We start from the raw sequence: 23,819 nt of genomic DNA on the forward strand, positions 1-23,819 counted from the left end.
ACATCAACCGTCTTTTTTTTATTTTGTTATGTGTAGTGAAGCACTTAACCCTTTAGATTATATTATTTGCTTTCGCTGTCGTAGGTGTTCCAATCCTTCTCCTTGTGAATGTCTTCCCCAAAATATTTGGCAATTTTAAGGAAGGGCCCTGGCTTTTGGTATCCTGGTACTGGAGAAAGCATATTCATTTGCTCATCCAAGAAAATTGTGGTTGGGTAACTCATTTTTCCCTGCATAAGGGCAGCGGCAAATTCGTGATATCCATTTCTTCCGGAAGGTACAAACTTAAAGGTCTTCCCTCTAAATTCAATAGGTTCCTTTCCTTCACCGTCCAGTTTCACCATATAATAGTTCTTGGACATATACTCGGCCACTTCTGGATTTTGAAAGGTATCCTTATCCATTTTTTTACACCATCCACACCAATCCGTGTACACATCGATAAAAATTTTCTTCGGATTCTTATCTGTTTCCGCCAATTTTGCTGCTTCATCCCAACTCAGCCAGTTTACTTCTTGGGCATTCATGCCGCTTGGCAAAATGGCCAACCCTGCTAAAATAGCAATTTTAAAAAATGACTTTGCAATTAATTTCATGCTTTTGGTTTTTAGGGTTAGTCAGGTTATCCCTTCAAAACTAACGAAAAAACGGAAATTTTATTTCGCTATTGCATTTTCTTTAACAGGAGTAAAGAGATCTTTGGCGTCAATTTGATTTCTTGTAAGGTCGTCAAAAGTTTCCCTTTCCCTGATCAATATGGCCTTTCCATTATGCCATAGTACTTCCGGTGGCCTAAACCTTGAATTGTAATTACTGGCCATGGTAAAGCAATAGGCACCTGCATTTTTAAAGCAGAGGATATCCCCCTCCGATATTTCACTGATACGCTTGTTACTTGCAAAAGTATCGGTCTCGCAAATATAACCTACTATGGAATAGTAACGCTCGCGTCCGTCCGGATTGGAAATATTGTCTATGCTGTGGGTGGCACCATAGAACATAGGTCTTATCAAATGGTTAAATCCAGAATCTATGCTGGCAAATACTGTAGAGGTGGTCTGCTTTACAACATTGACTTTGGCCAAGAAAAAACCGGCCTCGCTCACCAAAAACTTGCCCGGCTCAAAGGCCAAGGTAAGCTCCCTACCGTACTCCTTGCAAAAAGCATTGAAGCGGTTTCCTAGTTTTTTCCCCAACTCCTCTATATTGGTTTCAATATCCCCCTTTTTGTATGGTACTTTAAACCCACTTCCAAAATCAATGAATTCAAGTTCAGGAAAGTTTTTGGCAGTTTCAAAAAGAATCTCTGAAGCGTAAAGGAAAACATCAATATCCAAGATATCACTTCCGGTATGCATATGTATACCATTTATTTTCATATTCGTAAGGTCTACAATACGCAATAAATGAGGTATTTGATGGATACTGATACCAAACTTGGAGTCTATATGTCCTACGGAAATTTTAGAGTTTCCACCGGCCATTACATGTGGATTAATTCTTATACAAACAGGTATGTCCGGATGCTTGCTGCCAAATTGTTCCAATATGGATAGATTGTCAATATTTATTCGAACCCCTAATTTAGCGGCTTCTTCTATTTCTTCCAAGGAAACTCCATTAGGGGTGAATATAATGGAACTTGGCTCAAAACCAGCCTTGAGTCCCAATTGTACCTCTTGAATGGAAACCGTGTCCAAGCCGCTTCCCAAGCTGTTCATTAACCTTAAAATAGTAATATTGGAGAGTGCCTTAGCGGCGTAATTTAGTTTTAATTTCTTTACATCTTTAAATGCATTGGTCAATCGCTGAAACTGAGAAATAATTTTTTCAGAATCATATACATAGACCGGATCACCATAAGTTTTTGCTATCTTTAATAAATCAGTGTTTCGCATTTTTCAAAATTTTATGCAAATCTAGACTACTTATTGTAGTTGAGCAAAAATATATAGCAATTTTTGAAATATGTAACACTATGTTATATTTGTAACAAGTAATGATGGCTAGGTGTTTCCAAGTTCTAGCTGTTTTGAATTAAATAGAATACCATGTTGATACCACTATTTCCTTTGCCATCCGTTTTTTTTCCTGGAGAACAGGTGGCTCTGCATATTTTCGAGGAACGGTACAAGCAATTGATTTTGGATATAAAGGAAACTACCGGAACTTTTGGGGTACCTGTGTACATAGAGGGTAGCATTGTGTATGGTACGGAGCTAAGATTGGATAAGATTATAAAAACATATGATACCGGTGAGATGGATATTATATGTATTGCTGTGCGGTCCTTTAAGATTATTAGTTTTTACAAAACCATGGGGAATAAGTTATATGCTGGAGGAGAGGTTTACTTTTTAAATTATATGGACGACAGCGTGGCTTCACTAAGGGAAAATGTGTTGAGGCTTATTTTGGAACTGTATAAATTAATGGGGGTTTCAATTGTTAATTTAACGAAGGATAATTTTGACATATATCTTTTGATACATAAAATAGGGTTGTCCCTGGCCCAAGAATATAAATTGTTGCAAATGACCTATGAAAGTGAGCGATTATTGTTTATAAAGGAGCATTTGATAAATACTATCCAAGTCTTGGAGCAAGTTAACCAATCCAAAGAGATGATAGGTATGAACGGCCATTTCAAAAATTTTGACCCTATAGACTTTAAGGATTTCAAGTTATAACTTATTGTTATCATTTGGCAACCATAGGACCAAATGTAAATGCCAGTGTTCGTAGCTGGAAGAAAACTCTCTTGTCTAGGTAATCAAAAAGGGGAGGGGTGTTGGTAAATGTCTTGATTGATCCAGATTGTTGCCCCTGTATATACTTTGGCGAGGCCCGGTTGTTTTATTTGTTTTACGTGGTATTTTTTCTGTTTTATTTAATTAGGGTAAATCGACTGTGTTTCCTATTTTTGCAACTGAACAAATACAACCTTCAATTTATGAACCTTCACGAATATCAAGGAAAAGAGATTTTAGCGAGCTTTGGAGTACGCATACAACGCGGTTTAGTAGCATATAATGCCAAGGAAGCGGTAGACGCTGCAAAACAATTGACACAGGAAACGGGTACTGGTTGGCATGTTATTAAGGCCCAGGTACATGCAGGTGGCCGTGGAAAGGGTGGCGGAGTTAAGCTGGCCAAGAACTTGCGTGAAGTGGAAGATATAGCAGGTTCTATTATTGGTATGAATTTAGTTACGCCCCAGACTTCAGCAGAAGGAAAAAAGGTGCACAAGGTATTAATAGCAGAGGATGTTTATTATCCAGGGGATAGTGAGACCAGTGAGTTTTACATGTCCGTTTTATTAAATAGGGCCAATGGTAGAAATATGATCATGTATTCTACCGAAGGTGGAATGGATATTGAGGAAGTGGCCGAGAAAACCCCACACTTAATATTTACGGAAGAGATTGACCCTTCAACGGGTCTATTGCCTTTCCAGGCTAGGAAAATAGCTTTTAATTTAGGTCTTTCCGGTACGGCTTTTAAAGAAATGACCAAATTTGTCAGCAGTTTGTATACAGCGTACACTGAAAGTGATGCCAGTTTGTTCGAGATCAATCCAGTGCTTAAAACGTCGGATGATAAGATTATGGCGGTAGATGCCAAGGTTTCAATAGACGACAATGCTTTGTACAGAAGAAAGCAATATGCAGAGATGCGCGATTTGCTAGAGGAAAATCCAATTGAAGTAGAAGCAAGGGCAGTTGGTCTTAACTATGTTGATTTGGATGGTAATGTTGGATGTATGGTAAATGGAGCTGGACTGGCCATGGCAACGATGGATTTGATTAAAATGGCCGGTGGGGAACCTGCCAATTTCTTGGATGTAGGTGGTACAGCGGATGCTAAAAGAGTTGAGGAAGCATTTAGGATTATCTTAAAAGATCCAGCGGTTAAGTGTATTCTAATAAATATCTTTGGTGGAATTGTACGATGTGACCGTGTAGCCCAAGGAGTTGTTGATGCTTATAAAAATATGGGAGATGCTATAAAAGTTCCTATAATAGTTAGGCTTCAAGGAACCAATGCCGAATTGGCCAAGGAAATTATAGATAACTCAGGATTGGCCGTTCACTCTGCAGTTCAGTTCCAGGAAGCTGCGGACAAGGTTGAAGAGGTGTTGGCTTAATAAACACTTTATAACATAATCAAGAAAGGCAGTATTTTTAAATACTGCCTTTTTTTATGTCCTAAGTGTCCGATTGTCAGGATTTTTTCTTGTTCTTGTACTTTACGGAAGTAATATCGTGATCTATTTTTCTTTTTTGTTGCTCTTTAAACCTGGGTTTCTGGGATGGCTTGGTAGCGGCAGATTTCTTAGGCCTGGGCAAGGTTGTATTGGTGTCTTTTGGGTTATCCCTGGTCCCTCTGTAATATATTACCAATCCATTTAAAAAATTACGCAATATTTGGTCGCCACATTCCATATAATTGGGGTGATCTTCCTTTCTAAAAAAAGCTCCAAGTTCACTTTTGGAGACTTTAAAATCGACTAGTTTTAAAATTTCTACAATATCATCATCACGTAGTTTAAGGGCAACCCTTAACTTTTTTAAAACATCATTATTGGTCATATAATTAATTTTTTCACAAGATATTACAAAAAATAGGATGTGTGGCTAGTTTTGCAAAACTTTCCGCTAAAGGTTGGCTAGGAAACAAGCTCAAATAATGTAACTTAGTGATAAACTGTTAACTATGAATACGTATTTGGAGAAATTGGGCATTCTTTCCCAAATGATTTCCTTTGCAAGGATAGACAAAAAAATCTTGGATTCGGAGTATGATTTTTTATGGGGTGTGGCACAACAATTGGGAATAGGTAAAGAAGATTTTAATTCTTTATTTCACAAGGAGCCTAAAAAGGTGGTGTTAAAATCGGAGGCCGAACGTATTCTTCAATTTCACAGATTGGTATTGCTTATGAATATTGATCAGGAACAGAAATTGGTGGAAATAGAGGAACTGCACAACGTAGGTCTAGGTTTTGGGCTGCCGCAGGCAGCCATAGAACAGGTATTGATAGCCATGCACAGGTATCCAGATAAGGTGGTCCCACCAGAGGTTTTAATGGAAATCTTTAAAGTATATAAGAATTAAGTGACAATGTGTCGGTGTTTTCTTGTTCAAAAATGACATAGTGGCATTAAAAATGCTCTGGTATAGGATTTGACATTTATACTGTGAAAAGTATAAGTATAACGTAAAATATAAATATCATGAGTATAGTAAAAAGAAATAATGTTCTGTTTCCTTCCTTAATGAACGAATTTTTTAAACCAGACTGGTTTGGGGGTATGGATAATGTAAATTACAATGTTCCAGCTGCCAATGTTAAGGAGACCGAGAGCGAGTATCTATTGGAACTTGCCGTACCCGGTAGGAAAAAGGAAGATTTTAATGTTGAGATCGACAACGATGTGCTAACTATTTCTTCCGAGGTGAAGAATGAAGATAGTGAGGTTGATGAGGGGTATACCAGAAAGGAATTTACATTTTCCTCTTTTAAAAGGGTATTCAGCCTGCCAGAAACGGTGGCGGCCGACAAGATAAATGCGTCTTATGAAGATGGCGTACTTAAATTTGTTCTGCCCAAAAAAGAAGAGGCATTACCCAAGCCCAAGAGATTGATAGAGATAGCTTAAGAGTTAAGCTAGTCATATATCCACTAGGATATGTAGTAGTTTATTTGGTTGGTTGGTTAAGGAAAGCGCTTTGAGATATCAAGGCGCTTTTTTTTATGCTGTGAACTGCTATTTTTTTGGTAGATATGTTTAAATGCGAGTGCTATTCCTGTTCCTGTAAGGATTTAATCTCGTCCCTCAATTTCGCAGCTTGTAGGAAATCAAGATCCTTGGCCGCTTTTTCCATAGCCTTCCTTTTGTCACGGATCATTTTTTCTTTTTGCTCACTAGTAAGATACATCATGTCTGGTTCTGCAGCCTTCATTTCTTCTTTTTCAAAATGGTAGGTGGAAACCGAATTTTTTGCCAGTATGCTATCAAGGCTTTTGTTAAGAGCGGTGGGGGTTATCTTGTGCTCAAGGTTATAGGCCATTTGTTTTTCCCTGCGGTAGTTGGTCTCATCTATTGTCTTTTGCATGCTATTTGTAATTTTATCGGCATACATGATGGCTTTACCGTTTAGGTTTCTTGCTGCACGACCTACGGTCTGTGTTAGGGATCTGGCGCTTCTTAGAAATCCTTCCTTATCCGCATCCAAAATTGCAACTAGGGAAACCTCTGGAAGGTCCAACCCCTCCCGTAATAAATTGACCCCGATCAAGACGTCGAAGACCCCTTTGCGCAAGTCTTGCATAATTTCCACACGCTCCAAGGTGTCCACATCACTGTGTATGTACCTACAGCGAACGTTGATTCTAGTCAGGTATTTTGCCAGTTCCTCGGCCATCCTTTTGGTGAGCGTGGTAACCAAGGTCCTTTCATCCTTTTCAACCCTTAGCTGTATTTCCTCTATTAGGTCGTCTATTTGGTTTAGGCTTGGGCGTATCTCTATAATTGGGTCCAAAAGTCCGGTTGGTCTAATTACCTGTTCCACATAGACCCCTTGGCTCAATTCCAATTCGTAATCAGCAGGGGTCGCACTTACGTAAATTACCTGGTTTTGAAGAGCTTCAAATTCCTCAAACTTCAAGGGTCGGTTGTCCATAGCAGCAGGGAGTCTAAAGCCGTAATCCACTAGGTTTTCCTTTCTGGATCTATCACCACCGTACATGGCATGTACCTGCGGAATGGTAACGTGACTCTCGTCTACCACCATTAAATAATCGTTGGGAAAATAATCCAACAAACAAAATGGACGTGTGCCCGGTTCACGACCATCCAGATAGCGGGAATAATTCTCTATCCCGGAGCAATAGCCCAATTCCCGGATCATCTCTAAGTCAAAATTTGTCCGTTCTTCCAGCCGCTTTGCTTCTAAATGTTTGCCAATTTCCTTGAAATAGGCAACTTGTTTCACCATATCATCCTGTATGTGGTGAATGGCATTTTGCAATACGTCCGGTGAGGTAACAAACATATTGGCGGGATATATATTCAGCTGTTGGTATTTTTCCAGTACCTTATTTTTATAGGGGTCAAAGGCTTCAATTTCCTCGATTTCGTCCCCAAAGAAATGTATCCTAAAGGCATGGTCGGCGTAACTGGGAAACACGTCCACTACATCCCCCTTTACCCTAAAATTTCCATTCCTGAAATCCGCAGTGGTTCTGGAGTAAAGGCTTTGAACCAATTGATGTAGAAACTTGGTTCTTGAAATAACCTGATCCTTTTCTATGCTAATCACATTTTTTTGAAACTCAACCGGGTTTCCAATTCCGTATAGACAGGATACCGAGGCCACTACCAAAATATCCCTTCTTCCCGATAATAGGGAGGAGGTGGCACTCAGACGTAGCTTTTCAATATCCTCGTTTATGGATAGATCCTTTTCAATATAGGTTCCGCTCGATGGGATATAGGCTTCGGGCTGGTAGTAGTCGTAGTACGATACAAAATACTCCACCGCGTTCTCGGGGAAAAACTGTTTAAATTCCGAATACAACTGGGCAGCCAGTGTTTTGTTATGTGCCAATACCAAGGTAGGCCGTTGTACCCGTTCTATAACATTGGCCACGGTAAAGGTTTTTCCAGAACCGGTTACCCCTAAAAGAGTTTGATAGCGTTCATTGGTCTCTATACCCTCCTGGAGTTGTTTTATGGCCATCGGTTGATCGCCGGTAGGTTTAAACTCGGAAACAACTTTGAATTTCATTTAGTTAAAATTTCTAGTGAATAATGCTGACACAACATTTGCCCAGCATTGGTAACTGTACCTAAAATGGCAATGGGAAATCTTTTTATTCCGGATTTTAGATCAAAAGAGCATCCATATGATATCATGACATAAAATTAATAAAACAAGGGCAATACTAGGGTAGATTAAGAACTATTTAAGTCCATTTTAGCGATGGCTAGTAAATTTGAAATGTTGGTGATTATAAATCCCGTATTTTGAGCAATACATAGGATAGATATACAAAAATTCCTGTCCAACAGCCTACCACTAATAGCTCATAAAAGTGCACGGCGTAATCTTTGGTGAATTCTTCCCCTACCTGTTGGGCCATACTTTGTACCGCTTTAAACCTGGTGACAGGTTCTTTGATCAGGTTGCTCATAGATTCCAGAGGTAAAAATTTCATTACACTTACGGAAGCTTCCTTCCCGGCCAACCACCATACCAAGAATCGGATTCCTAGGTTTTCCATGGCGAACCATAAAATCAGAAAACCAAGAGCGAAAGCAGATCGTTTTACCAAAATCCCTAGGAAAAGACAGAAAGAAAAGAATCCTATCAATTTTACCAAATACGCTAAAAGGTACTCTAAGTCCGAAAGAACAATGGATATTTCCGTGTAATCCGAATAAAGGAGTCCTAAAACTAGCGAAACCACAAAAACAAAAATGGTCGAAAAAACGGAGAAGACCAGCACTGTGAGAAATTTGGAGGCAATAAATTCTTTTTTGCTCAAGCCATCAATTAAATTTTGCTTCAAGGTTTTGTTGCTGTATTCATTGGCCATCATGGATACTATTATTATGGCCAAGAAAAGTTTTAGCCCGCCAGCGATCCAAGTGTTAAGATGCCATATATAAGGAAAATTAAATATTCCTTGCTCTGCAACATGGAATTGTATGGGGCCTATATCAAATTTAATGGCAGCGATTAGGGCCATACATAGGATGAGGGCAAAATAGGCTAGTATTAAAACCTTACTGGCGTTATTGTTCCACAGTTTTATAAATTCTATTTGTAGTAATCGTAGCATATCGTAATGGGAGCTCTAGGCTTTTATATTAGTGGTTAGTGTGGTTGGTCAGGCTAAGGAACTGTTCTTCCAGGCTCTCTTTCCGTTTTACCAAGTGCGAGAGTATTATACCATTGTTAAATAGATCCTGATTCAATGTGGGGGCCTCCAATTCTTCTTTTAGGAAAGCGGTCACAAGGCCGTTTTCCTGTTTAATGCTACCAAAACTGGCATGTTGGCCAAGGTAGGAGACCAGGTTTTTATTGTCCGCACTCTTCAACTCAAAGAAGCCATGGCTCCTTAGCATACCATCCACGGGTCCGGAGTAAAGTTTTTCCCCTTGACGCAGTATTATTACATGGCTGCATACTTTTTCTACCTCGTCCAGTAAGTGGGAAGCTAGGAGAATAGTAGTGCCCTGGCCTGCTATTTTTTTAATGATTTCCCGGATTTGGTGTATACCTTGGGGATCCAATCCATTGGTGGGTTCGTCCAAGATCAATATAGACGGATCGTTTAGGAGTGCAGAGGCAATGGCCAATCGCTGTTTCATTCCCAATGAAAAAGTGCGGAACTTACTGTTTTTACGATCCAAAAGTCCAACTAGTTCCAATTTTTCCTCAATTTTATCTTCACTGACCTCTTTTATCTTGCACACCAATTTAAGGTTCTCTATGGCGGTCAAATAAGGGTAGAAATTGGGGCGTTCTATAATGGCACCTACTTTTTTTAAGGCCTTATGTGTAGATAGGGTTCCCCCAAACCATGAAAATTCGCCCCCACTGCTGTTTACCACATTGAGCACTATTCCCAAGGTGGTGGACTTACCACTGCCATTTGGTCCCAAAATACCATAAACATTGCCTTTTTCTATATTAAAGGATAGGTCTTTTACGGCAGTCAGGTAGCCAAATTTTTTGGTCAGTTTATTAACGGATAGTATAGTTTCCAAAATGGAGTAGTTTTTTTAGTTGTTTGTACCTAATTGACGAAGAAATCGTTATTTTGTTACAAATAAATGTTAGCTAGATGTCAGAGGAACGCTTAATGTCCAAGAAAAAACCTGCTTTTCCAGTATGTAAGGAATTGGACGCCTATTTGAAACACTATAGTAGAAAAATTGAAATACCAATTTTCTATGATGACCTATTGCGGTTTTCCGGTTCTGTAGTGGTGTATGATTCCAATGAAGAGGACACCCTATGGGTGCGGGTATATTATAGTGAATTTGATCGCACTGAAATTGATATTAGTCTTAAAAAGGTATACTCTATTCTTCATTCCGATGGTAGCGACAGCATTTTCCCATTTTTAAATGTGGATGCTGTGGACTTCTGTACATTTGGGAATTCCAAACCGTTCCGGATCAAGGTCCGAAATATACTTAATGATAATTATACTTATTTCTATGTAAAAAGGACCGATGCTTCCCGAATATATGGGTTGGAATTGGAGCATATGCTTTCACCTTACAATCTTAACTTTTTGGTGTACAAGGATACCTTAATTGAGGAGCACATTGCCGGTATACCCGGTGATGTCTTTATTAAGGAATTTTTACCTACCTGCTCCGAGTCCGAAAAATCGCAATTGGCAAAAGAATTTGTAAAATTCAATGAGCGGTGCATGATTCGATTATTGGGCGATATGCGTTCCTATAATTACGTAATTGTGCCCACCCATGATTTTGACCATGTAGTGTATAAAATTAGGGCAATAGATTTTGACCAACAGTGTTATGAAGGTAAACTAAAGGTTTATAGGCCCCAATTTTTCAAGGAGAATTTTAAAATGGTAATGTTGGTCAAGGATAAGCTACAACGCAATTCAGTGGATCAGTATAAAATAGAGGAACGGTCCATTGTAGCGAAGCGGATATTAAGTTCCGGTAATCGTATCAAACGCTTGATAGCTATAGCTAAGACCGATCATATTTCCAATGATGAAAACATAGCTTCCCTCGCCATGCATATTCATGAACTCACGGGGGATATAGATTTTAAAACCTGCAAGACCATGGGGGAGGTATTGGCCCTAGCGTTGGATTTTGTAAAAAGAAATTACCAAGATGTAAGTATGAAACAGATTATAGAGAACAAGATTAAGATGTAATGGTCAAAGATGTAGGTCCCTGTGCCTTTATGGCCAAGGAAAAAGGTCGAAGTTTTTTTAAAAAAACTTCGACCTTTTATAATTATATCAACACCCTCTAATTAAAGATCGTGGATACTAGGTTTTTTGCTCTTTATTAAAGTACACTAGGTAGTAGTACATTTGGCGTTCCTCATCCCATCCTTTTTCAACAAATTTTTCAGCTGATTCAGGATTGATAAAATCCATTTTAATCTGGATATTGGTGTCTAGATTAATGACGTTTTTAATTTTCTTTCTGGCATCTGATACGGCTTTATTGGCAATATCAAAGGTAGAAACATCCGCTATGCTGAATTTGGGCCCTTTTTCTGTCTTATAGTGTTTAAACTCAGGAATCAGTTCAGGGTTCTCCATCACTTCGTTCAAGAAATTGGATTCCTCAAAAGCGTCATTTTTCGCAAAATGGTTCACAGCCCTGTTCATGAACAATACTTCTTGTTGCTTGTCCTCTGCAGGTAATACCACATCCTTGGCAAAATTCTGACAGAATTTTAAATAGTTCTTGGTTTTAAAGTTGTCATCCGACAGCGCTTCTACACCTAAGAAATTTTCCAACCAATATTTGGTGTCGTATTTATTACTGTCTACGGATAGGACCTTGTATCCTTCTTCCTTATCGGTATTGAAGATTAGGCAACCCTTGTCCAGTTTGTTAATGTTGATCCCTTGCTGCACCAAGATGTCCAAGTTATTGCCATTTTCCTCGAACTGAAGAAAGTCGTGTTTAAGCTCGCTCTTGAAAACCCCAACGGCATTAACTTTTACATTGTCCAACAACAGATCGGTGAGATAGGCCACATAGACCTCTCCACTTTTTATATGCGGGTGATTGGATTGGTCAAATAAATGGGTGGCAATTTTTTTTGAATTTTCATGAAGGCTGTTAGGGTCGTTAAAAATATCGGTGACAACCTTGTGCATTTCATTAAATTCCAGATCCACTTCGTTGGCAAAATGATAATAGTTTTCCTCTTTCTCCCTAAAGGGCTTAAAGAAATATTCCTTTAAAAGACCTGTTGTTTCATCATTAAGGGAAAATGGCTCTTCTGAAAGGAAAGCACCTTCACTCTTATTTTTATTTCCCACACGATGTATGGAAATGGTTTCAATCTGGGTAGTGTATAAGTTGATCATAGATCTAGTGCAAAATTATGGTTAAACAGTACTTGGCCCTCTATACTGGGTTAAGCGGTAATTTATTGGAAATAATAGGATAGCCATGAAGTTCGTTATAAAAAACGAAATCCTAATTTTATTGCTCTAAATATTAGTTCCAATTTTCATCAAAATCCAAATCCTCGTAATTGTCCAAGGTATTGTCAAAATCGTATTCGCTTTTCTCGGCCTGAAATTCTTTTTCGGGAGGGGAGTCCGGTATTTCTCCAAAGCTGAAAAGCGTATTGGGATAGGTGCGACCGTCTTCTTTCTCAACTATATCCGCCAATTCCACAAAGAATGTCCACATACTTAGAAAGTCGTAAACATAAATAAGTTTGGGGGAATGTTCCGTAAGGATGTCCTTAAGTAGAATTTCATTCATTAATCGAACATCAGATCCGGATTCGCTCATGTCGAAAAGGGCAATTTCCTCGTCTTGTTTCCAATCATCATCACAGGTATAAAAAGATGCCATTTCATTTCCTAGAAAACCAAAAGCCTGGGTTATGGCGTTGTGAAAGTCTTCCATGGAATCGTGTTCCTCAATTTCAATATCCCTAAAAATATCATCCTCAGCATCTAATATTATCCTTATTTTATATATCATTGGGTACTTTTTTTTGTGCTGGCAAAGTTACAAAGTTTTAGTTGTTTTAGAAGCATATATGGCTTCCAAAACCAAATAGAACTGAAAACCGAATAATACCGAGGCAATTACCAAATGCAAGGGCTGACTGCTAAAGGGAAAATCCATGTAATACATGGCCATGCCGGTTATTACTTCAAGAAATAATAGTGCCAGTACCCAATTTATTTTAGTGTAACCAAGTTTCTTTTTAAAGATTCTAGTAGCTAAAAATACATTTAGTAAAATGACGAAAATTGAGAAAGAGCGGTGTAGGTAAAAAGCTATAGAGGGAGTGTCCAGCCAAAGTTGTGGAGCATTTTCACCCATAATTTTTGATTGTTCGTCTACAAATTGTCTTACCTGTGTTCCCAGTACTACTTGTATCAAGCTTGTAATAAGTGCAATCCACAATAGGTTTCGGGTGGTTTTATCCGGTAGTGAAGGACTTTGGGGATTTCTTGAGGCATGTATTATGTAAAGAATCATGGCAACAATAAAGAGTGCCATTACCATATGTACCGTTATTTTTGCGGGGGCCAAAACCGAATATACAACAGTGGCTCCCAGCCATGCCTGGAATCCCATGGCAAATACTACCAACCAGGAAAGAATAGTTATTTTAGGTTTCTTTTTCCAAAAGCTAAACGATACTATTGCCATTACCAAGGTACCAATTCCCGCAAGGGCTCCAAAAAGTCTGTTTATGAATTCTGTCCAAGTATGAAAGGGGTTAAAAATGGCATAGTCGTGTTTGGTATAAGGCTCCCAATTATTGGTGTTGTAGGAAGTGGAGGTAATAAAATTTGATTTAGCTACCCATAGGGAGTCATCTACAATTATAACCTGTCCTTTTTTGAAATCCCTATTGGCTGTCCACTGTAATTCACTTATATCGGTTGGGGGAATATAATAACCAAAACATTTGGGCCAGTCAGGGCATCCCATACCACTGCCCGTCATCCTTACCACAGCACCCGCTACTATAACGAGATAAACCAAAACTAAAGCGATTTTGGCAATTTTTGTAAAATATTTTTGCATTTGGACATTTGAAAGCGTAGGGCAAAATTAATACTCTTTGATTAGAATTAGGCCTGCGCAAGGTTCATTTTCTTGACAAAAAATTATCCGAATATCTCCATTTGGATTTATTCGTGATTTATTGGGATACCAGTCCCATTTCTTTACCTTTTTTCAGCATTAGGGCATAGGCGGCTTCGTACTCATTTGGAATTTCACCTTCCAAAATAGCCTCTTTAATAGCCTCTTTTATGATTCCTATTTCCTTGGATGGCTTTAGGTCAAAGGTTTTCATAATTTCCTCACCGCTAACAGGGGGTTGAAAATTTCTAACATGGTCTCTTTCCTCTACTTCTTCAATTTTCTGGCGTACAATTTTAAAATTATTTTTATAACGCTTTTGTTTTTTTGGATTTTTTGTGGTGATGTCCGCCTCGCATAAGGTCATTAGATCTTCCACATGGTCACCCGCATCAAAAATTAGCCTTCTCACTGCAGAATCGGTTACAAAGTCTTCGGACAACACTATAGGTCTAGAGCTCATAAGCACCATTTTTTGCACAAATTTCATTTTGTCGTTTAATGGTAATCTAAGACGTTTAAATAGTTTATATACCATCTTGGCTCCAATGAATTCGTGGGCATGAAAGGTCCATCCAATTTTTTTATCAAATTTTTTGGTCGGGGCCTTACCTATATCGTGCAATAAGGCAGCCCATCTTAACCATACGTTCTCCGTATTTTCGGCAATATTGTCTACTACTTCAAGAGTATGCCAAAAGTTGTCCTTATGCCGTTGTCCCTCAATTTCCTCTATACCTTCCAAAGCCACTAATTCTGGCATAATAAAGGAAAGAAGTCCTGTTTGATGTAGCAGGGAGAAGCCTAGTGATGGCTTTTTGCTGGCCAAGATCTTGTGTAATTCGTCTACGATGCGTTCATTGGAGATAATCTTTATCCTTTCCTTATTGTCGCTAATTGCCTGTAGGGACTCTGGGTGTATTATAAAGTTGAGTTGTGTGGCAAAGCGAATGGCGCGCATCATGCGCAGTGGATCGTCCGAATAGGTTAAATCTGGGTCCAATGGTGTTTTTATCAATTGCCTTTTTAGATCCCCAATTCCGTCGAAGGGATCCAATAGTTGTCCGTAATCCCTGCTGTTAAGTGAAATGGCCAGGGCATTGATAGTGAAGTCCCGCCGCTTTTGGTCATCTTCCAGACTACCATCTTCAACTACTGGCTTTCTACTGTCCCTGTGGTAGCTTTCCTTTCTCGCACCAACGAATTCAATTTCTATCTCCTTGAATTTGATCATGGCAGTACCAAAATTCTTAAAGACACTAACTTCTGAGCTTCCAGGTAATTTCTTAGCTACCAATTTGGCCAGTTCTATACCGCTGCCTATGGCAACGATATCTATGTCCTTGGGTATGCCTCTTTTTAAAAGATAATCCCTTACAAAACCTCCAATAACGTAGGAATCTACCGAGAGTTCCTTGGCCGCATCTGAAATAGTTGAAAATATAGGGTCTTTTAAAGCTTCTTCGTGGTTTGTTGCTATCATTTTTTATTCTCGGATCACTTTTACGGTACCATCATTACCGAGCATAATAATGGATGAGGGGGTACTTTTAATTTTATCGCGGTCCAAATTTACTATATAGTCCACACCTTTTAAAATCTCATCCGGTATTTCTTTGTAAGCCATGGGGGTTGGTTGCCCTGCCAAATTAGCGGATGTGGACACAATAGGCTTTTTAAACTTTTTTATTAGGTACTTACAAAATTTATCCGAAGCTACCCTAATGGCAAGGGTATTGTCGGCCGCTATCAGGTTTTCGGCAATCCCTTTTGGGGATTCGTACACAATGGTAGTGGGTTTGGTGGCCAGGTCCATGATGTCGTATGCAAGTTCTGGTACCTTTTCCACATGCTGTTCCAACATAAAATCATTGGCCACCAAGCAGATCATCGTTTTTGTATTGGATCTTTTTTTGAGAGTGTATATTTTATTTACTGCCTTGGCATTGGTAGCGTCGCAACCTATACCCCATACAGTATCCGTTGGATACAAAATAAGGCCTCCTTGAGAGAGAATTTCACAACATTGGTCTACCTCTGTAAGAATATCATCCATACTAGCATTTATTTTAAACTTCTTAATCGCTTTAGTTCCTTGTATCTGGAATATACTCCCAGCGCATTCAGATAACAAATGATCATTCCTTTTTTTCCGTCAAGAAATCCCAAACGAATAAAATAGTGATTGAAAAATTTATAGAACGGCCTAAATATGAAGTGGTACATATTGGGGGAATAATCTTTTTTTAATTCCTCCACCGCCTTCATTTGCCCATATTTGATCATTTTCGACTTATAATCTTCATAATTCTTATAGGAGTAGTGAATCATTTTGTTTTTGAGAACATCAGATTTGCCTTCCACAATCAAGGTTTCGTGAACTATCCTATCTTGGGTAAAATGTACTTTACTCTTTCTAAATAACCTGTAGTTTTTATCACTTTGCCATCCGCTAAAGCGCAGCACCTCTTTTTTAAACATAAAGGTCCTATAAAAATAGTAGGCGTCGGCAGTGGGCTCTTTAGCGTTTACGGTTTGGAGTATTTCGTTTCTTAAGGCATCCGGGACCCGCTCATCGGCATCTAAAAATAGGATCCACTCATTACTGGCCTGTTCCAATGCAAAGGACTTTTGATCGGTATAGTTAACAAAGGGTCTTTGTATCAATTTAACATTGGGGTGGGCCTTTATTTTATCTACCGTACCATCAGAGCTAAAGCTGTCCACCACTATAATTTCATCAACAAACTTTATATTCTCCAACACCGCATTGATATGTATGTCCTCGTTATACGTGATCAATATTCCTGTAATCTTATTGGTCTTGGGACCTACAAACGGATTTTTTACGGGCTTCCCGAACATAGAGTTTATTTTCAGTCTTCTGCTAAGCGAAAGCCTTCTTCTCTCCGGTACACCATGCAATTCAATATATTTTTTTACTGTATCTACCATTCTCCAGGCCGATCTCCCGTCCTGATAGGGGTGAAATTGCATGTTTATAAAGGTTCTTTCGGGCGCATATTGGTCCAACTCAAAGTTGTCCAATACCTTTTGGGTGAGTTGGTTATACGAATTTGAATTGTCCCATAGGACCTTGTCCGATATATTTTTGTAGGATATTACGGGCTTGTCCAAGAGTATAAACTCATATATTACAGAAGAGGTGTCGCTGATTAGGATGTCTGCCTGCAATAGCGATTTTATAATGTTCTTGTCTTCTTTGAATACTATATTGGGCGTGTCTTGGGCCAGTTCCCGGTACGCTTTTATCCACTTCGGATCCATTAGATCATGAAGTTTTATAAAAACTAAATACCCAGTGTTTTCTGCTAGTTTTTTTATTTCCTTTATCAGAAATGGCGCGGAGGTTAGGCTAGGGGAGAAGGTAGGGGCGTACAGTACAATTTTATCCGTATTAAATAACTCCAGCAAGGCTTTCTTTTCAAACTCGTATTTGTTTTTTTCAGTGCTGTAAACATCCAATTTAGGCCATCCGGTTTCAATTACCTCAAAATTCCTATGTACTTTTTTTAGAGTATTGAATTTATTGGTAAAATATGGACCTTGGGTAAGATATAGGTCAAAGTAATGGCGGATACGGAAGTGACCTTTTTTTTCACCCGCCAAACCATGGAATACCTGCACTTTTAACCCCCGTAAATAGTGGGGGACCTCATTGCCAGGGACAAATATAGCATCGCTTTTAAACAATTGTAGATCCAATATACTTAGGGTATACGGCTCATTTTTGAAGGGGAAATTGTCCAAAAGTTTTTCTGATATATACCAGAGAAAGTCGTGCTCCTGTTCATGGAGTATGTCCCTGATAGGGCCTAGTATTCCAAAAGCATAGGCATTTTGACAGAACAGTATTACTTTCATTTTTGGAACAGGTTATTGGCATTTTCCAAATCTTCCTTGAAGTCGACTTCCATGCAGTCGTACTCGGAAATGTCCACTGCACTGATTTTTAATCCATCTTTTTTTATGGCCAATTCCAAGCCTTTTTCAAAATAGTCATTGTCATCACATTCTTCCAACCTATGAATAAAACTCTTTATGTCCTTGGAGGATATAAAATTAATGCCCACGGCCTCACCCAAGCCATTTTTTACAGTTTTGGACAATTGATCTATAAAACCGCCTTGAAGGGTGTATTTTACTTCTTCCTCGGCCACCTTGCTTGTGTTTACCGCTACAAAGGATTCCTTCTTGTCTATAAAGGGTTTTAATACGGATAAAAGCCCGGCATCAAATACCACGTCCCCATTTAACCAAAGTACGGATTTGTCCCTATTTTTTCTCAACGCCTTTAAAAGACTTTTGGATGTATTGGTCTGGTCAAAGAACGGATTGTATATATAGGTCAGCTCTGGGAAGCGTTCCATTATTAAGTTCTTTTTAAAACCTACCACTACATTAATATCGTCAATGTTAAACGTTTCATCTAGGTTGTCGACCTGCATTTCCATGATACATTTACCATTCTTTAGGGGGGTTAGGGGTTTGGGGAATGGATTTCCAAGTCTAGATCCAATGCCTGCTGCTAAAATGACGATTTTCATAGTTTTTTAATTTTAAAAGCCAGTCTATACTAAACTGGTTATGTATTTTTCTCCTTTTGGAATTTTGGGTAGTACAAAGTAATCACCAATTATTTTGTTGTACTTCTCGGGTAAAAACCGGTTTCGTGCATCCGAGGGGTAAAAGGTCATTTCCCCAAAAAGGGTTTTTCCCTGTATAGAATATAGGTCTACCCTGGTAAAGGGAAGTTGGTCCGCCAAACGAAAGGCTACACTTTTCATCTCCTCAAAATTTTCCGGTCTTTGAACTTCCCCCTCATAGAAAGGTATTTTCTCTGTGTAAAGATCCAATTTGTTCCAGTCCATATCATAATAGCACCTATAATCCTTTGTCCCTCTTTCCATATCAATTTGGACAAATTTTGGGGTTCCGTTAAAACAAAAGAACTTATAGTCGTTCAGGGTAGTCTTACCCATTTCTTCCAAATAAGTCTCGGCCATAAGAAGGGGCTTTACATCCTTGTAGGCCCATTCCATACCCCCTCTGTAATATTGATTTTTGTTCATCCACTTCTTAAGTAGAAATCTGGATTTAAGTCTGTTGAGTTTGGCTTTGTCCTTTACAATTAAGTTGAAATGATAACCGTGTACCCCTTTTATTACAAACTGATCCGGAAGCTTGTCAAAATCTACTTCGGAACCTTTATTGTACAGCCCAAGTGTTTCGTTTAAATACTGTGCTCCAACCTTTTTTGTAACATAGGTTTTAACGGCGTGCTTGTCTACCAACTGGTTTAATATTTTAGGCCTAAAAAAAACTTTGTACCAAGAAATTTTTTCATAAAATTCTACAGGGTTCTGCAAATTCAATTTTCTTCCGGAATAATATTCATAATATATCTTGACGAAAGTCTCCTGGGGCAGGAATTTCATTTTTTTTAGGAGTCCAAATAATATTTTTTTTACCATAACCTAATATAAAGATAAAGGTGGTGGCAAAGATATATAATTAAAGGTATATATTTTTGTGGGGCGATGACTAGCGTACCCACCATATCTGTAATTATTAGCACCTACAATTCTGAAGAATGGCTACGGAAAGTGTTGTACGGATTTAATCAACAAACCTTTAGGGGTTTTGAGGTGGTCATTGCGGATGACGGATCTGGCCCAAAAACAAAAGAGTTAATACAGCAAATGGGCTCTGAAGTTTTTTTTAGGATGGTACATATATGGCAAGAGGATGATGGTTTTCAAAAATCCCGTATATTGAACAAAGCGGTCCGAGCTTGTAAGGCAGACTATATTATCATGACCGATGGGGATTGTATTCCCAGACAAGATTTTGTAGCGGTACACTACCTCAACAGTGCTCCAGGATATTTTATATCTGGCGGGTATTATATGTTGCCCATGCACATATCCAAGTTGATTGGCAAGGAGGATATAGAAAAGCAAAATTGTTTCAATATCCATTGGTTGAAATCACACGGCATCCCTAAGAAATTTAAGAATAGTAAGTTAACGGTAAAGGGACGGGTTTCCAAAATCTTTAATTCCCTCACGCCTACCAATGCGAGTTGGAACGGGCATAACTCCTCTGGTTGGAAGAGTGATATTCTAAAGGTCAATGGTTTTGATGAACGGATGCAATATGGGGGACAGGATAGGGAATTGGGAGAAAGATTGTTGAACAGTGGCATTAGGGCCAAACAGCTTAGGTACAGTGCAGTTTGTGTTCACCTAGATCATAAAAGAGGATATAAAACAATGCATTCCATTGCTAAAAATAAGGCTATCCGAAAAGTGGTTCGGACATCAAGATGTACTTGGACGCCCTATGGCATTGCCAAATAGTGGGCAAGCTCGTTTTTCTTCCAAAGGCGCTTTAGTTCCCTGTATCTTTCAAAATCTCCAAGGGCGTTTAAATAACATATGGTTATACCCTTTTTTCCATCTAGAAAACCAAGCCTCAGAAAGAAATTGTGAAAAAAATTCCAGCTGGGTTTATAGATCAGGGGGAGGTAATAGAATTTCTTCTCCTTGTAAAAGGCCTCTTTGGCTTTTAAACGTCCATATTTTAGCATTTTTAATTTATAGTCGGTGTAGTTCTTATAACAAAAATGCACCAATTTTTCCCGTAGTATTCCTGAGGTCCCATTAACTACAAGTGTTTCGTGAACAATTTTTTTGTCACAAAATCGGGCCTTACTTTTTCTAAAAAGTCGATAATTTTTATCTGTTTGCCAGCCGCTAAACCTTAAACGTTGATTTTGGAACATAAATGTTCTATAAAACCAATATGCACTGTGCTCGGAATTGGATACAGCCTTCGTTTTAATTTCTTCCTGCAGTGTTTCCGACACTACTTCATCGGCATCCAAAAAAAGTATCCAATCATTGGTGGCTTGCTGAAGGGCAAAAGATTTTTGTGCCGTATAGTTCACAAACGGATTTTGAATCACCTTTACTTTAGGGTGATTCAGTAAATATTGATAAGTGCCATCCGTACTGTAGGAATCAACAACTATTATTTCATCAGCAAAGGAAACGGATTCAATACATTTTTCAATGTAGCCCATTTCGTTGTAGGTGATGATCAAAGCTGTAATTTTTTCTGTTGTACTAGGCATATAATTAATGTTTTTCTATGGATTAGATAGCTTTTAAACAAAAAGTTGCGTCATCGTTGTAAGAATTTATCCACCTTCATCCATGGTATAACAAAAAATATGGCGTAAAAGTATATCGGTATGGGAAAGATTTTTAATTCTTTAAGCTTTAGCGTAATCTTTTATAAATGAAAGGCTAGGGATTCCAATTTTTATACTAGAAATTTTGTCATTTTCTGAGCTATTTCATGTGATATTTCTCAATATGGATATTTGTTTATAATAAATTTTTACTTCTAGGCGTTTTAGTATCTTTGCTGACTTTGTACTAATCTATTGGTTTATAATACTATGACAGAGGCTTATTTTCAAATATTATCTTCAAAGTATCCTAATTGGAATTTTAATACTGACCCCAATCACAAGGTGAAGTTGTTGGTTAGTTGTAAATTTAAATTTGAAGGCGCCCTGTTGGAGTTGCTGGAAATCCTCAAGAATATTAGCGTCTTTTATGATAACGAGGATTATGTTATAAAACTCAAAAAGGGAAATACCCTTGGGATCAAAGTCAAGTATAAAAAAGAAAACAAGAAGTATCATAAGATATATACTTCGGGCTGCTTTGATATTTTTCATTATGGTCATCTGAACATTTTGAAAAAGTCTAAGGAAATGTGCGATTACCTCATAGTAGGGGTGTCTACGGACGAGCTCATAGAAAAGGAAAAGGGTAGACCACCGGTTATTCCGTTCGAAGAAAGGATAAAATTGGTCAAGGCTATAAGTTTTGTCGACGAGGTTATTCCCCAATTGGATAAGAACAAACAGCGAATAGTGGATGAATATAATATTGATGCCATTTCGGTAGGGGATGATTGGAAGGGTAGGTTTCCAAAAACTTCATGTCCGGTTGAATATGTACCCTATACCGCTAATGTAAGTAGTACCATTCTAAAAAGTACTTTGCGCTTGGAGACAGTGAATTCCTAAGCTATAGCGTTATCGTCTTTAGAAGTGTCCCAGTTTTTTACTGCTTTTTGCCAATCTCCGTATCTATAGGTTAGATACTCATCTGTTAGGGCGGGAATCTTGTATTGGTAGCCCTTAAATTCCACCTCCTTAAAGGAACTGTAGAACTTACTGGGGACAAATTTGGTTTTACCATCAATCTCCCAGTAGCTGTTATTGTTGTGTTGGTATTTTATAAAAACATCCAAGCATACGGGGCCCTTTATAAGACCGAAAAATTTTTTTTCCCGAATCTTGATCATTCGAATCCCTCCCTCACTAAAATACTCGTTGGTATACGGGAAGTGCCTTGTTCGTATACGATAACCAGCATTTCTTAATTTGGAATAAAAATTCTCCAATTTGCCCAACTGATCTTCATTAATGGACAGGTCTATGTCATTGTCCCATGGGAGTAGTCTGTTCTCCCTTCTAATACCTAAAAGGGTGCCCCCTTCCAACCAATAGTCAATAGTGCACTCTTCCAAAATGCCGGCTACACGCTTTAGCATTCTTTCGGCAATAACTTTGTTTTTTCCTTCTAAGGTAATGTTATAGGCCATGTGGGGGTTATGTGATATTGTTTTTTAGAAAGGCATCCAATCCCCTTAAATCGTTCTTTGTGTAGTGAAATGTTTTAATGCCAACGGATTGGGCAGCGGTAACGGCCTCTAGGTTATGTTCAAAATACAGGACGTTTTGGGGCTTTAAATCAAAGTGCTGGAGCATTTTAAGGTAATATGCCTTATCGGTCTTGTTGGGGCGGTGCTCCAAGCTAAAAACCTCATAAGGCATATTAATTATTCCATATTCCGTACATTCTTGTTGGTTGGCATTGGTCAAGATTATTTTGGTATGGTCATAGGCATCCAATAATTTTTGCATTTCGGTGTCTATTCCATCTTGGGTAACCAAAGTATTCCAAGCGTCTACAAGAATGGTCTTCATAGGCAAGTATTAAACGGCTACGTCATATTCCCTTAAAGCATCATTCAGGGAAGTTTTTTTATTGGTGCTCTCTTTTCGGGTTCCAATGATCAAGGCACAGGGTACTTGATAGTCACCGGCAGGGAAGCTTTTGGTATAACTTCCTGGGATAACTACAGATCTTGAAGGAACCAAACCTTTTCTTTCTACAGGTTTGTCTCCTGTCACATCTATAATTTTGGTCGATGCCGTAAGTACTACATTGGCACCTAGAACGGCTTCTTTTTCTACGCGCACACCTTCAACCACAATACATCTGGAACCTACAAATACATTGTCCTCAATAATTACGGGAGCAGCTTGTAGGGGTTCCAATACGCCACCTATACCAACACCACCACTTAAATGTACATTTTTGCCTATCTGTGCGCAGCTACCAACAGTTGCCCACGTATCTACCATAGTGCCTTCATCTACATAGGCTCCAATATTTACATAACTGGGCATTAAAATGGCACCGGCCGAGATATATGACCCATGTCTTGCTACTGCGTTGGGGACCACTCGGATTCCTTTTTCGGCATATCCTCTTTTTAGGGGCATTTTGTCGTGGTATTCAAAGATACCAGCCTCCAAGGTTTCCATTTTTTGTATCGGAAAGTAAAGAACTACCGCTTTTTTAACCCATTCGTTGATCTGCCATCCTTCAGTAGTAGGTTCTGCACAGCGCAGTTTCCCATTGTCCAAAAGATCAATGACTTCACGTATGGCATTTTGGGTTGGAGTTTCTTTAAGTAGTTCTCTATTGTCCCAAGCGGTTTCTATTGTTTTTCTCAGTTCTTTCATTTTTAAAAATTCAAATTTCAGCAAATATA

General features: G+C 38.6%; 25 protein-coding genes. 7 read left to right on the forward strand and 18 right to left on the reverse strand.

What is annotated here, in order from left to right:
- Positions 1-62: 62 nt before the first annotated feature.
- Together EHW67_RS12075 and lysA are read right to left on the reverse strand one after the other, a co-directional pair.
- A complete protein-coding gene (locus EHW67_RS12075; protein ID WP_126162649.1) occupies positions 63-596 on the reverse strand; it encodes a thioredoxin family protein in 534 nt (177 codons plus the stop codon).
- 60 nt (positions 597-656) lie between these two features.
- Complete coding sequence (lysA, locus tag EHW67_RS12080; protein WP_126162650.1) at positions 657-1,898, reverse strand: diaminopimelate decarboxylase; 1,242 nt, start codon at positions 1,896-1,898, stop codon at positions 657-659.
- Between the two features lie 153 nt (positions 1,899-2,051).
- Here lysA and EHW67_RS12085 point away from each other — a divergent pair, with 153 nt between their 5' ends.
- Positions 2,052-2,690: an LON peptidase substrate-binding domain-containing protein gene (locus tag EHW67_RS12085; RefSeq protein ID WP_126162651.1), complete on the forward strand. Its 639-nt coding sequence runs from the start codon at positions 2,052-2,054 to the stop codon at positions 2,688-2,690.
- 263 nt (positions 2,691-2,953) lie between these two features.
- Positions 2,954-4,147 (forward strand): ADP-forming succinate--CoA ligase subunit beta, encoded by a 1,194-nt coding sequence (gene sucC, locus EHW67_RS12090; RefSeq protein WP_126162652.1) that lies wholly within the window; start codon positions 2,954-2,956, stop codon positions 4,145-4,147.
- Positions 4,148-4,223: 76 nt separating this feature from the next.
- Here sucC and EHW67_RS12095 read toward each other — a convergent pair whose 3' ends face one another.
- Positions 4,224-4,592 carry a DUF1456 family protein gene (locus EHW67_RS12095; protein WP_126162653.1) on the reverse strand — a complete coding sequence of 123 codons (369 nt, stop codon included), beginning with the start codon at positions 4,590-4,592 and terminating at the stop codon, positions 4,224-4,226.
- Between the two features lie 124 nt (positions 4,593-4,716).
- On the opposite strand from EHW67_RS12095, the gene EHW67_RS12100 reads away from it, so the two are divergent.
- Together EHW67_RS12100 and EHW67_RS12105 are read left to right on the forward strand one after the other, a co-directional pair.
- Positions 4,717-5,118 (forward strand): TerB family tellurite resistance protein, encoded by a 402-nt coding sequence (locus tag EHW67_RS12100; protein WP_126162654.1) that lies wholly within the window; start codon positions 4,717-4,719, stop codon positions 5,116-5,118.
- Positions 5,119-5,237: 119 nt separating this feature from the next.
- Positions 5,238-5,663 (forward strand): Hsp20/alpha crystallin family protein, encoded by a 426-nt coding sequence (locus EHW67_RS12105; RefSeq protein ID WP_126162655.1) that lies wholly within the window; start codon positions 5,238-5,240, stop codon positions 5,661-5,663.
- 142 nt (positions 5,664-5,805) lie between these two features.
- On the opposite strand, the gene uvrB is transcribed toward EHW67_RS12105, so the two are convergent.
- The 3 genes from uvrB to EHW67_RS12120 form a co-directional block, all read right to left on the reverse strand.
- Complete coding sequence (uvrB, locus tag EHW67_RS12110) at positions 5,806-7,794, reverse strand: excinuclease ABC subunit UvrB (RefSeq protein WP_126162656.1); 1,989 nt, start codon at positions 7,792-7,794, stop codon at positions 5,806-5,808.
- A 223-nt stretch (positions 7,795-8,017) separates the two neighbouring features.
- Positions 8,018-8,851, reverse strand: coding sequence for an ABC transporter permease (locus EHW67_RS12115; protein WP_126162657.1), 834 nt, complete (start codon positions 8,849-8,851; stop codon positions 8,018-8,020).
- A gap of 28 nt (positions 8,852-8,879) precedes the next feature.
- Positions 8,880-9,782 (reverse strand): ABC transporter ATP-binding protein, encoded by a 903-nt coding sequence (locus tag EHW67_RS12120; RefSeq protein WP_126162658.1) that lies wholly within the window; start codon positions 9,780-9,782, stop codon positions 8,880-8,882.
- A gap of 77 nt (positions 9,783-9,859) precedes the next feature.
- Here EHW67_RS12120 and EHW67_RS12125 point away from each other — a divergent pair, with 77 nt between their 5' ends.
- Positions 9,860-10,942: a hypothetical protein gene (locus EHW67_RS12125; RefSeq protein ID WP_126162659.1), complete on the forward strand. Its 1,083-nt coding sequence runs from the start codon at positions 9,860-9,862 to the stop codon at positions 10,940-10,942.
- Between the two features lie 117 nt (positions 10,943-11,059).
- Here the strand turns inward: EHW67_RS12125 and EHW67_RS12130 are convergent, their stop codons facing one another.
- The 8 genes from EHW67_RS12130 to EHW67_RS12165 all read right to left on the reverse strand — a co-directional run bounded on the left by EHW67_RS12130 (position 11,060) and on the right by EHW67_RS12165 (position 19,330).
- Positions 11,060-12,118, reverse strand: a complete 1,059-nt coding sequence (locus EHW67_RS12130; RefSeq protein ID WP_126162660.1) for a nucleoid-associated protein — start codon at positions 12,116-12,118, stop codon at positions 11,060-11,062.
- A 133-nt stretch (positions 12,119-12,251) separates the two neighbouring features.
- A complete protein-coding gene (locus EHW67_RS12135) occupies positions 12,252-12,749 on the reverse strand; it encodes an IS1096 element passenger TnpR family protein (RefSeq protein WP_126162661.1) in 498 nt (165 codons plus the stop codon).
- Between the two features lie 27 nt (positions 12,750-12,776).
- A complete protein-coding gene (locus EHW67_RS12140) occupies positions 12,777-13,811 on the reverse strand; it encodes a COX15/CtaA family protein (protein ID WP_126162662.1) in 1,035 nt (344 codons plus the stop codon).
- A 118-nt stretch (positions 13,812-13,929) separates the two neighbouring features.
- Positions 13,930-15,354, reverse strand: coding sequence for a CCA tRNA nucleotidyltransferase (locus EHW67_RS12145; protein ID WP_126162663.1), 1,425 nt, complete (start codon positions 15,352-15,354; stop codon positions 13,930-13,932).
- Positions 15,355-15,357: 3 nt separating this feature from the next.
- The gene (locus tag EHW67_RS12150) at positions 15,358-15,927 is read right to left on the reverse strand and encodes an L-threonylcarbamoyladenylate synthase (protein WP_126162664.1); all 570 of its coding nucleotides are present in this window, start codon (positions 15,925-15,927) and stop codon (positions 15,358-15,360) included.
- Positions 15,928-15,935: 8 nt separating this feature from the next.
- Complete coding sequence (locus EHW67_RS20905; RefSeq protein ID WP_126162665.1) at positions 15,936-17,756, reverse strand: CDP-glycerol glycerophosphotransferase family protein; 1,821 nt, start codon at positions 17,754-17,756, stop codon at positions 15,936-15,938.
- Complete coding sequence (locus EHW67_RS12160) at positions 17,753-18,439, reverse strand: phosphocholine cytidylyltransferase family protein (RefSeq protein WP_126162666.1); 687 nt, start codon at positions 18,437-18,439, stop codon at positions 17,753-17,755. The genes EHW67_RS20905 and EHW67_RS12160 overlap by 4 nt, the downstream gene beginning before the upstream one ends.
- 24 nt (positions 18,440-18,463) lie before the next feature.
- Positions 18,464-19,330: an ATP-grasp fold amidoligase family protein gene (locus EHW67_RS12165; RefSeq protein ID WP_126162667.1), complete on the reverse strand. Its 867-nt coding sequence runs from the start codon at positions 19,328-19,330 to the stop codon at positions 18,464-18,466.
- 102 nt (positions 19,331-19,432) lie between these two features.
- On the opposite strand from EHW67_RS12165, the gene EHW67_RS12170 reads away from it, so the two are divergent.
- Positions 19,433-20,254: a glycosyltransferase family 2 protein gene (locus tag EHW67_RS12170; RefSeq protein WP_126162668.1), complete on the forward strand. Its 822-nt coding sequence runs from the start codon at positions 19,433-19,435 to the stop codon at positions 20,252-20,254.
- On the opposite strand, the gene EHW67_RS12175 is transcribed toward EHW67_RS12170, so the two are convergent.
- A complete protein-coding gene (locus EHW67_RS12175; RefSeq protein WP_126162669.1) occupies positions 20,236-21,030 on the reverse strand; it encodes a glycosyltransferase family 2 protein in 795 nt (264 codons plus the stop codon). The genes EHW67_RS12170 and EHW67_RS12175 overlap by 19 nt on opposite strands.
- A 330-nt stretch (positions 21,031-21,360) precedes the next feature.
- Between EHW67_RS12175 and EHW67_RS12180 the strand changes: the two genes are divergently transcribed.
- Positions 21,361-21,999, forward strand: coding sequence for an adenylyltransferase/cytidyltransferase family protein (locus EHW67_RS12180; RefSeq protein ID WP_126162670.1), 639 nt, complete (start codon positions 21,361-21,363; stop codon positions 21,997-21,999).
- On the opposite strand, the gene EHW67_RS12185 is transcribed toward EHW67_RS12180, so the two are convergent.
- The 3 genes from EHW67_RS12185 to EHW67_RS12195 are packed head-to-tail and all read right to left on the reverse strand — an operon-like array spanning position 21,996 to position 23,790.
- The gene (locus tag EHW67_RS12185) at positions 21,996-22,580 is read right to left on the reverse strand and encodes a LicD family protein (RefSeq protein WP_126162671.1); all 585 of its coding nucleotides are present in this window, start codon (positions 22,578-22,580) and stop codon (positions 21,996-21,998) included. The two genes, EHW67_RS12180 and EHW67_RS12185, sit on opposite strands and share 4 nt — an antisense overlap.
- Positions 22,581-22,587: 7 nt before the next feature.
- On the reverse strand, positions 22,588-22,965 hold the full coding sequence (locus EHW67_RS12190) for a hypothetical protein (RefSeq protein WP_126162672.1): 378 nt from the start codon (positions 22,963-22,965) through the stop codon (positions 22,588-22,590).
- Between the two features lie 9 nt (positions 22,966-22,974).
- Positions 22,975-23,790, reverse strand: coding sequence for a 2,3,4,5-tetrahydropyridine-2,6-dicarboxylate N-succinyltransferase (locus EHW67_RS12195; RefSeq protein ID WP_126162673.1), 816 nt, complete (start codon positions 23,788-23,790; stop codon positions 22,975-22,977).
- Between the last annotated feature and the right edge of the window lie 29 nt (positions 23,791-23,819).

Origin of the sequence: Arenibacter aquaticus (assembly GCF_003957295.1) — a bacterium.
Taxonomy (GTDB): domain Bacteria; phylum Bacteroidota; class Bacteroidia; order Flavobacteriales; family Flavobacteriaceae; genus Arenibacter; species Arenibacter aquaticus.

What these genes read in the sequence shown, in the direction of transcription:
- uvrB (WP_126162656.1), bottom strand. Translation starts at nt 7,794, where the DNA reads ATGAAATTCAAAGTTGTTTCCGAGTTTAAACCTACCGGCGATCAACCG.
- EHW67_RS12130 (WP_126162660.1), bottom strand. Translation starts at nt 12,118, where the DNA reads ATGATCAACTTATACACTACCCAGATTGAAACCATTTCCATACATCGT.
- EHW67_RS12125 (WP_126162659.1), top strand. Translation starts at nt 9,860, where the DNA reads ATGTCAGAGGAACGCTTAATGTCCAAGAAAAAACCTGCTTTTCCAGTA.
- EHW67_RS12100 (WP_126162654.1), top strand. Translation starts at nt 4,717, where the DNA reads ATGAATACGTATTTGGAGAAATTGGGCATTCTTTCCCAAATGATTTCC.
- EHW67_RS12075 (WP_126162649.1), bottom strand. Translation starts at nt 596, where the DNA reads ATGAAATTAATTGCAAAGTCATTTTTTAAAATTGCTATTTTAGCAGGG.
- EHW67_RS12195 (WP_126162673.1), bottom strand. Translation starts at nt 23,790, where the DNA reads ATGAAAGAACTGAGAAAAACAATAGAAACCGCTTGGGACAATAGAGAA.
- EHW67_RS12115 (WP_126162657.1), bottom strand. Translation starts at nt 8,851, where the DNA reads ATGCTACGATTACTACAAATAGAATTTATAAAACTGTGGAACAATAAC.
- EHW67_RS12160 (WP_126162666.1), bottom strand. Translation starts at nt 18,439, where the DNA reads ATGAAAATCGTCATTTTAGCAGCAGGCATTGGATCTAGACTTGGAAAT.
- EHW67_RS12085 (WP_126162651.1), top strand. Translation starts at nt 2,052, where the DNA reads ATGTTGATACCACTATTTCCTTTGCCATCCGTTTTTTTTCCTGGAGAA.
- EHW67_RS12180 (WP_126162670.1), top strand. Translation starts at nt 21,361, where the DNA reads ATGACAGAGGCTTATTTTCAAATATTATCTTCAAAGTATCCTAATTGG.
- EHW67_RS12140 (WP_126162662.1), bottom strand. Translation starts at nt 13,811, where the DNA reads ATGCAAAAATATTTTACAAAAATTGCCAAAATCGCTTTAGTTTTGGTT.
- EHW67_RS12175 (WP_126162669.1), bottom strand. Translation starts at nt 21,030, where the DNA reads ATGCCTAGTACAACAGAAAAAATTACAGCTTTGATCATCACCTACAAC.
- EHW67_RS12150 (WP_126162664.1), bottom strand. Translation starts at nt 15,927, where the DNA reads ATGGATGATATTCTTACAGAGGTAGACCAATGTTGTGAAATTCTCTCT.
- EHW67_RS12185 (WP_126162671.1), bottom strand. Translation starts at nt 22,580, where the DNA reads ATGGCCTATAACATTACCTTAGAAGGAAAAAACAAAGTTATTGCCGAA.
- EHW67_RS12165 (WP_126162667.1), bottom strand. Translation starts at nt 19,330, where the DNA reads ATGAAATTCCTGCCCCAGGAGACTTTCGTCAAGATATATTATGAATAT.
- EHW67_RS20905 (WP_126162665.1), bottom strand. Translation starts at nt 17,756, where the DNA reads ATGAAAGTAATACTGTTCTGTCAAAATGCCTATGCTTTTGGAATACTA.
- sucC (WP_126162652.1), top strand. Translation starts at nt 2,954, where the DNA reads ATGAACCTTCACGAATATCAAGGAAAAGAGATTTTAGCGAGCTTTGGA.
- lysA (WP_126162650.1), bottom strand. Translation starts at nt 1,898, where the DNA reads ATGCGAAACACTGATTTATTAAAGATAGCAAAAACTTATGGTGATCCG.
- EHW67_RS12105 (WP_126162655.1), top strand. Translation starts at nt 5,238, where the DNA reads ATGAGTATAGTAAAAAGAAATAATGTTCTGTTTCCTTCCTTAATGAAC.
- EHW67_RS12135 (WP_126162661.1), bottom strand. Translation starts at nt 12,749, where the DNA reads ATGATATATAAAATAAGGATAATATTAGATGCTGAGGATGATATTTTT.
- EHW67_RS12145 (WP_126162663.1), bottom strand. Translation starts at nt 15,354, where the DNA reads ATGATAGCAACAAACCACGAAGAAGCTTTAAAAGACCCTATATTTTCA.
- EHW67_RS12190 (WP_126162672.1), bottom strand. Translation starts at nt 22,965, where the DNA reads ATGAAGACCATTCTTGTAGACGCTTGGAATACTTTGGTTACCCAAGAT.
- EHW67_RS12095 (WP_126162653.1), bottom strand. Translation starts at nt 4,592, where the DNA reads ATGACCAATAATGATGTTTTAAAAAAGTTAAGGGTTGCCCTTAAACTA.
- EHW67_RS12170 (WP_126162668.1), top strand. Translation starts at nt 19,433, where the DNA reads ATGACTAGCGTACCCACCATATCTGTAATTATTAGCACCTACAATTCT.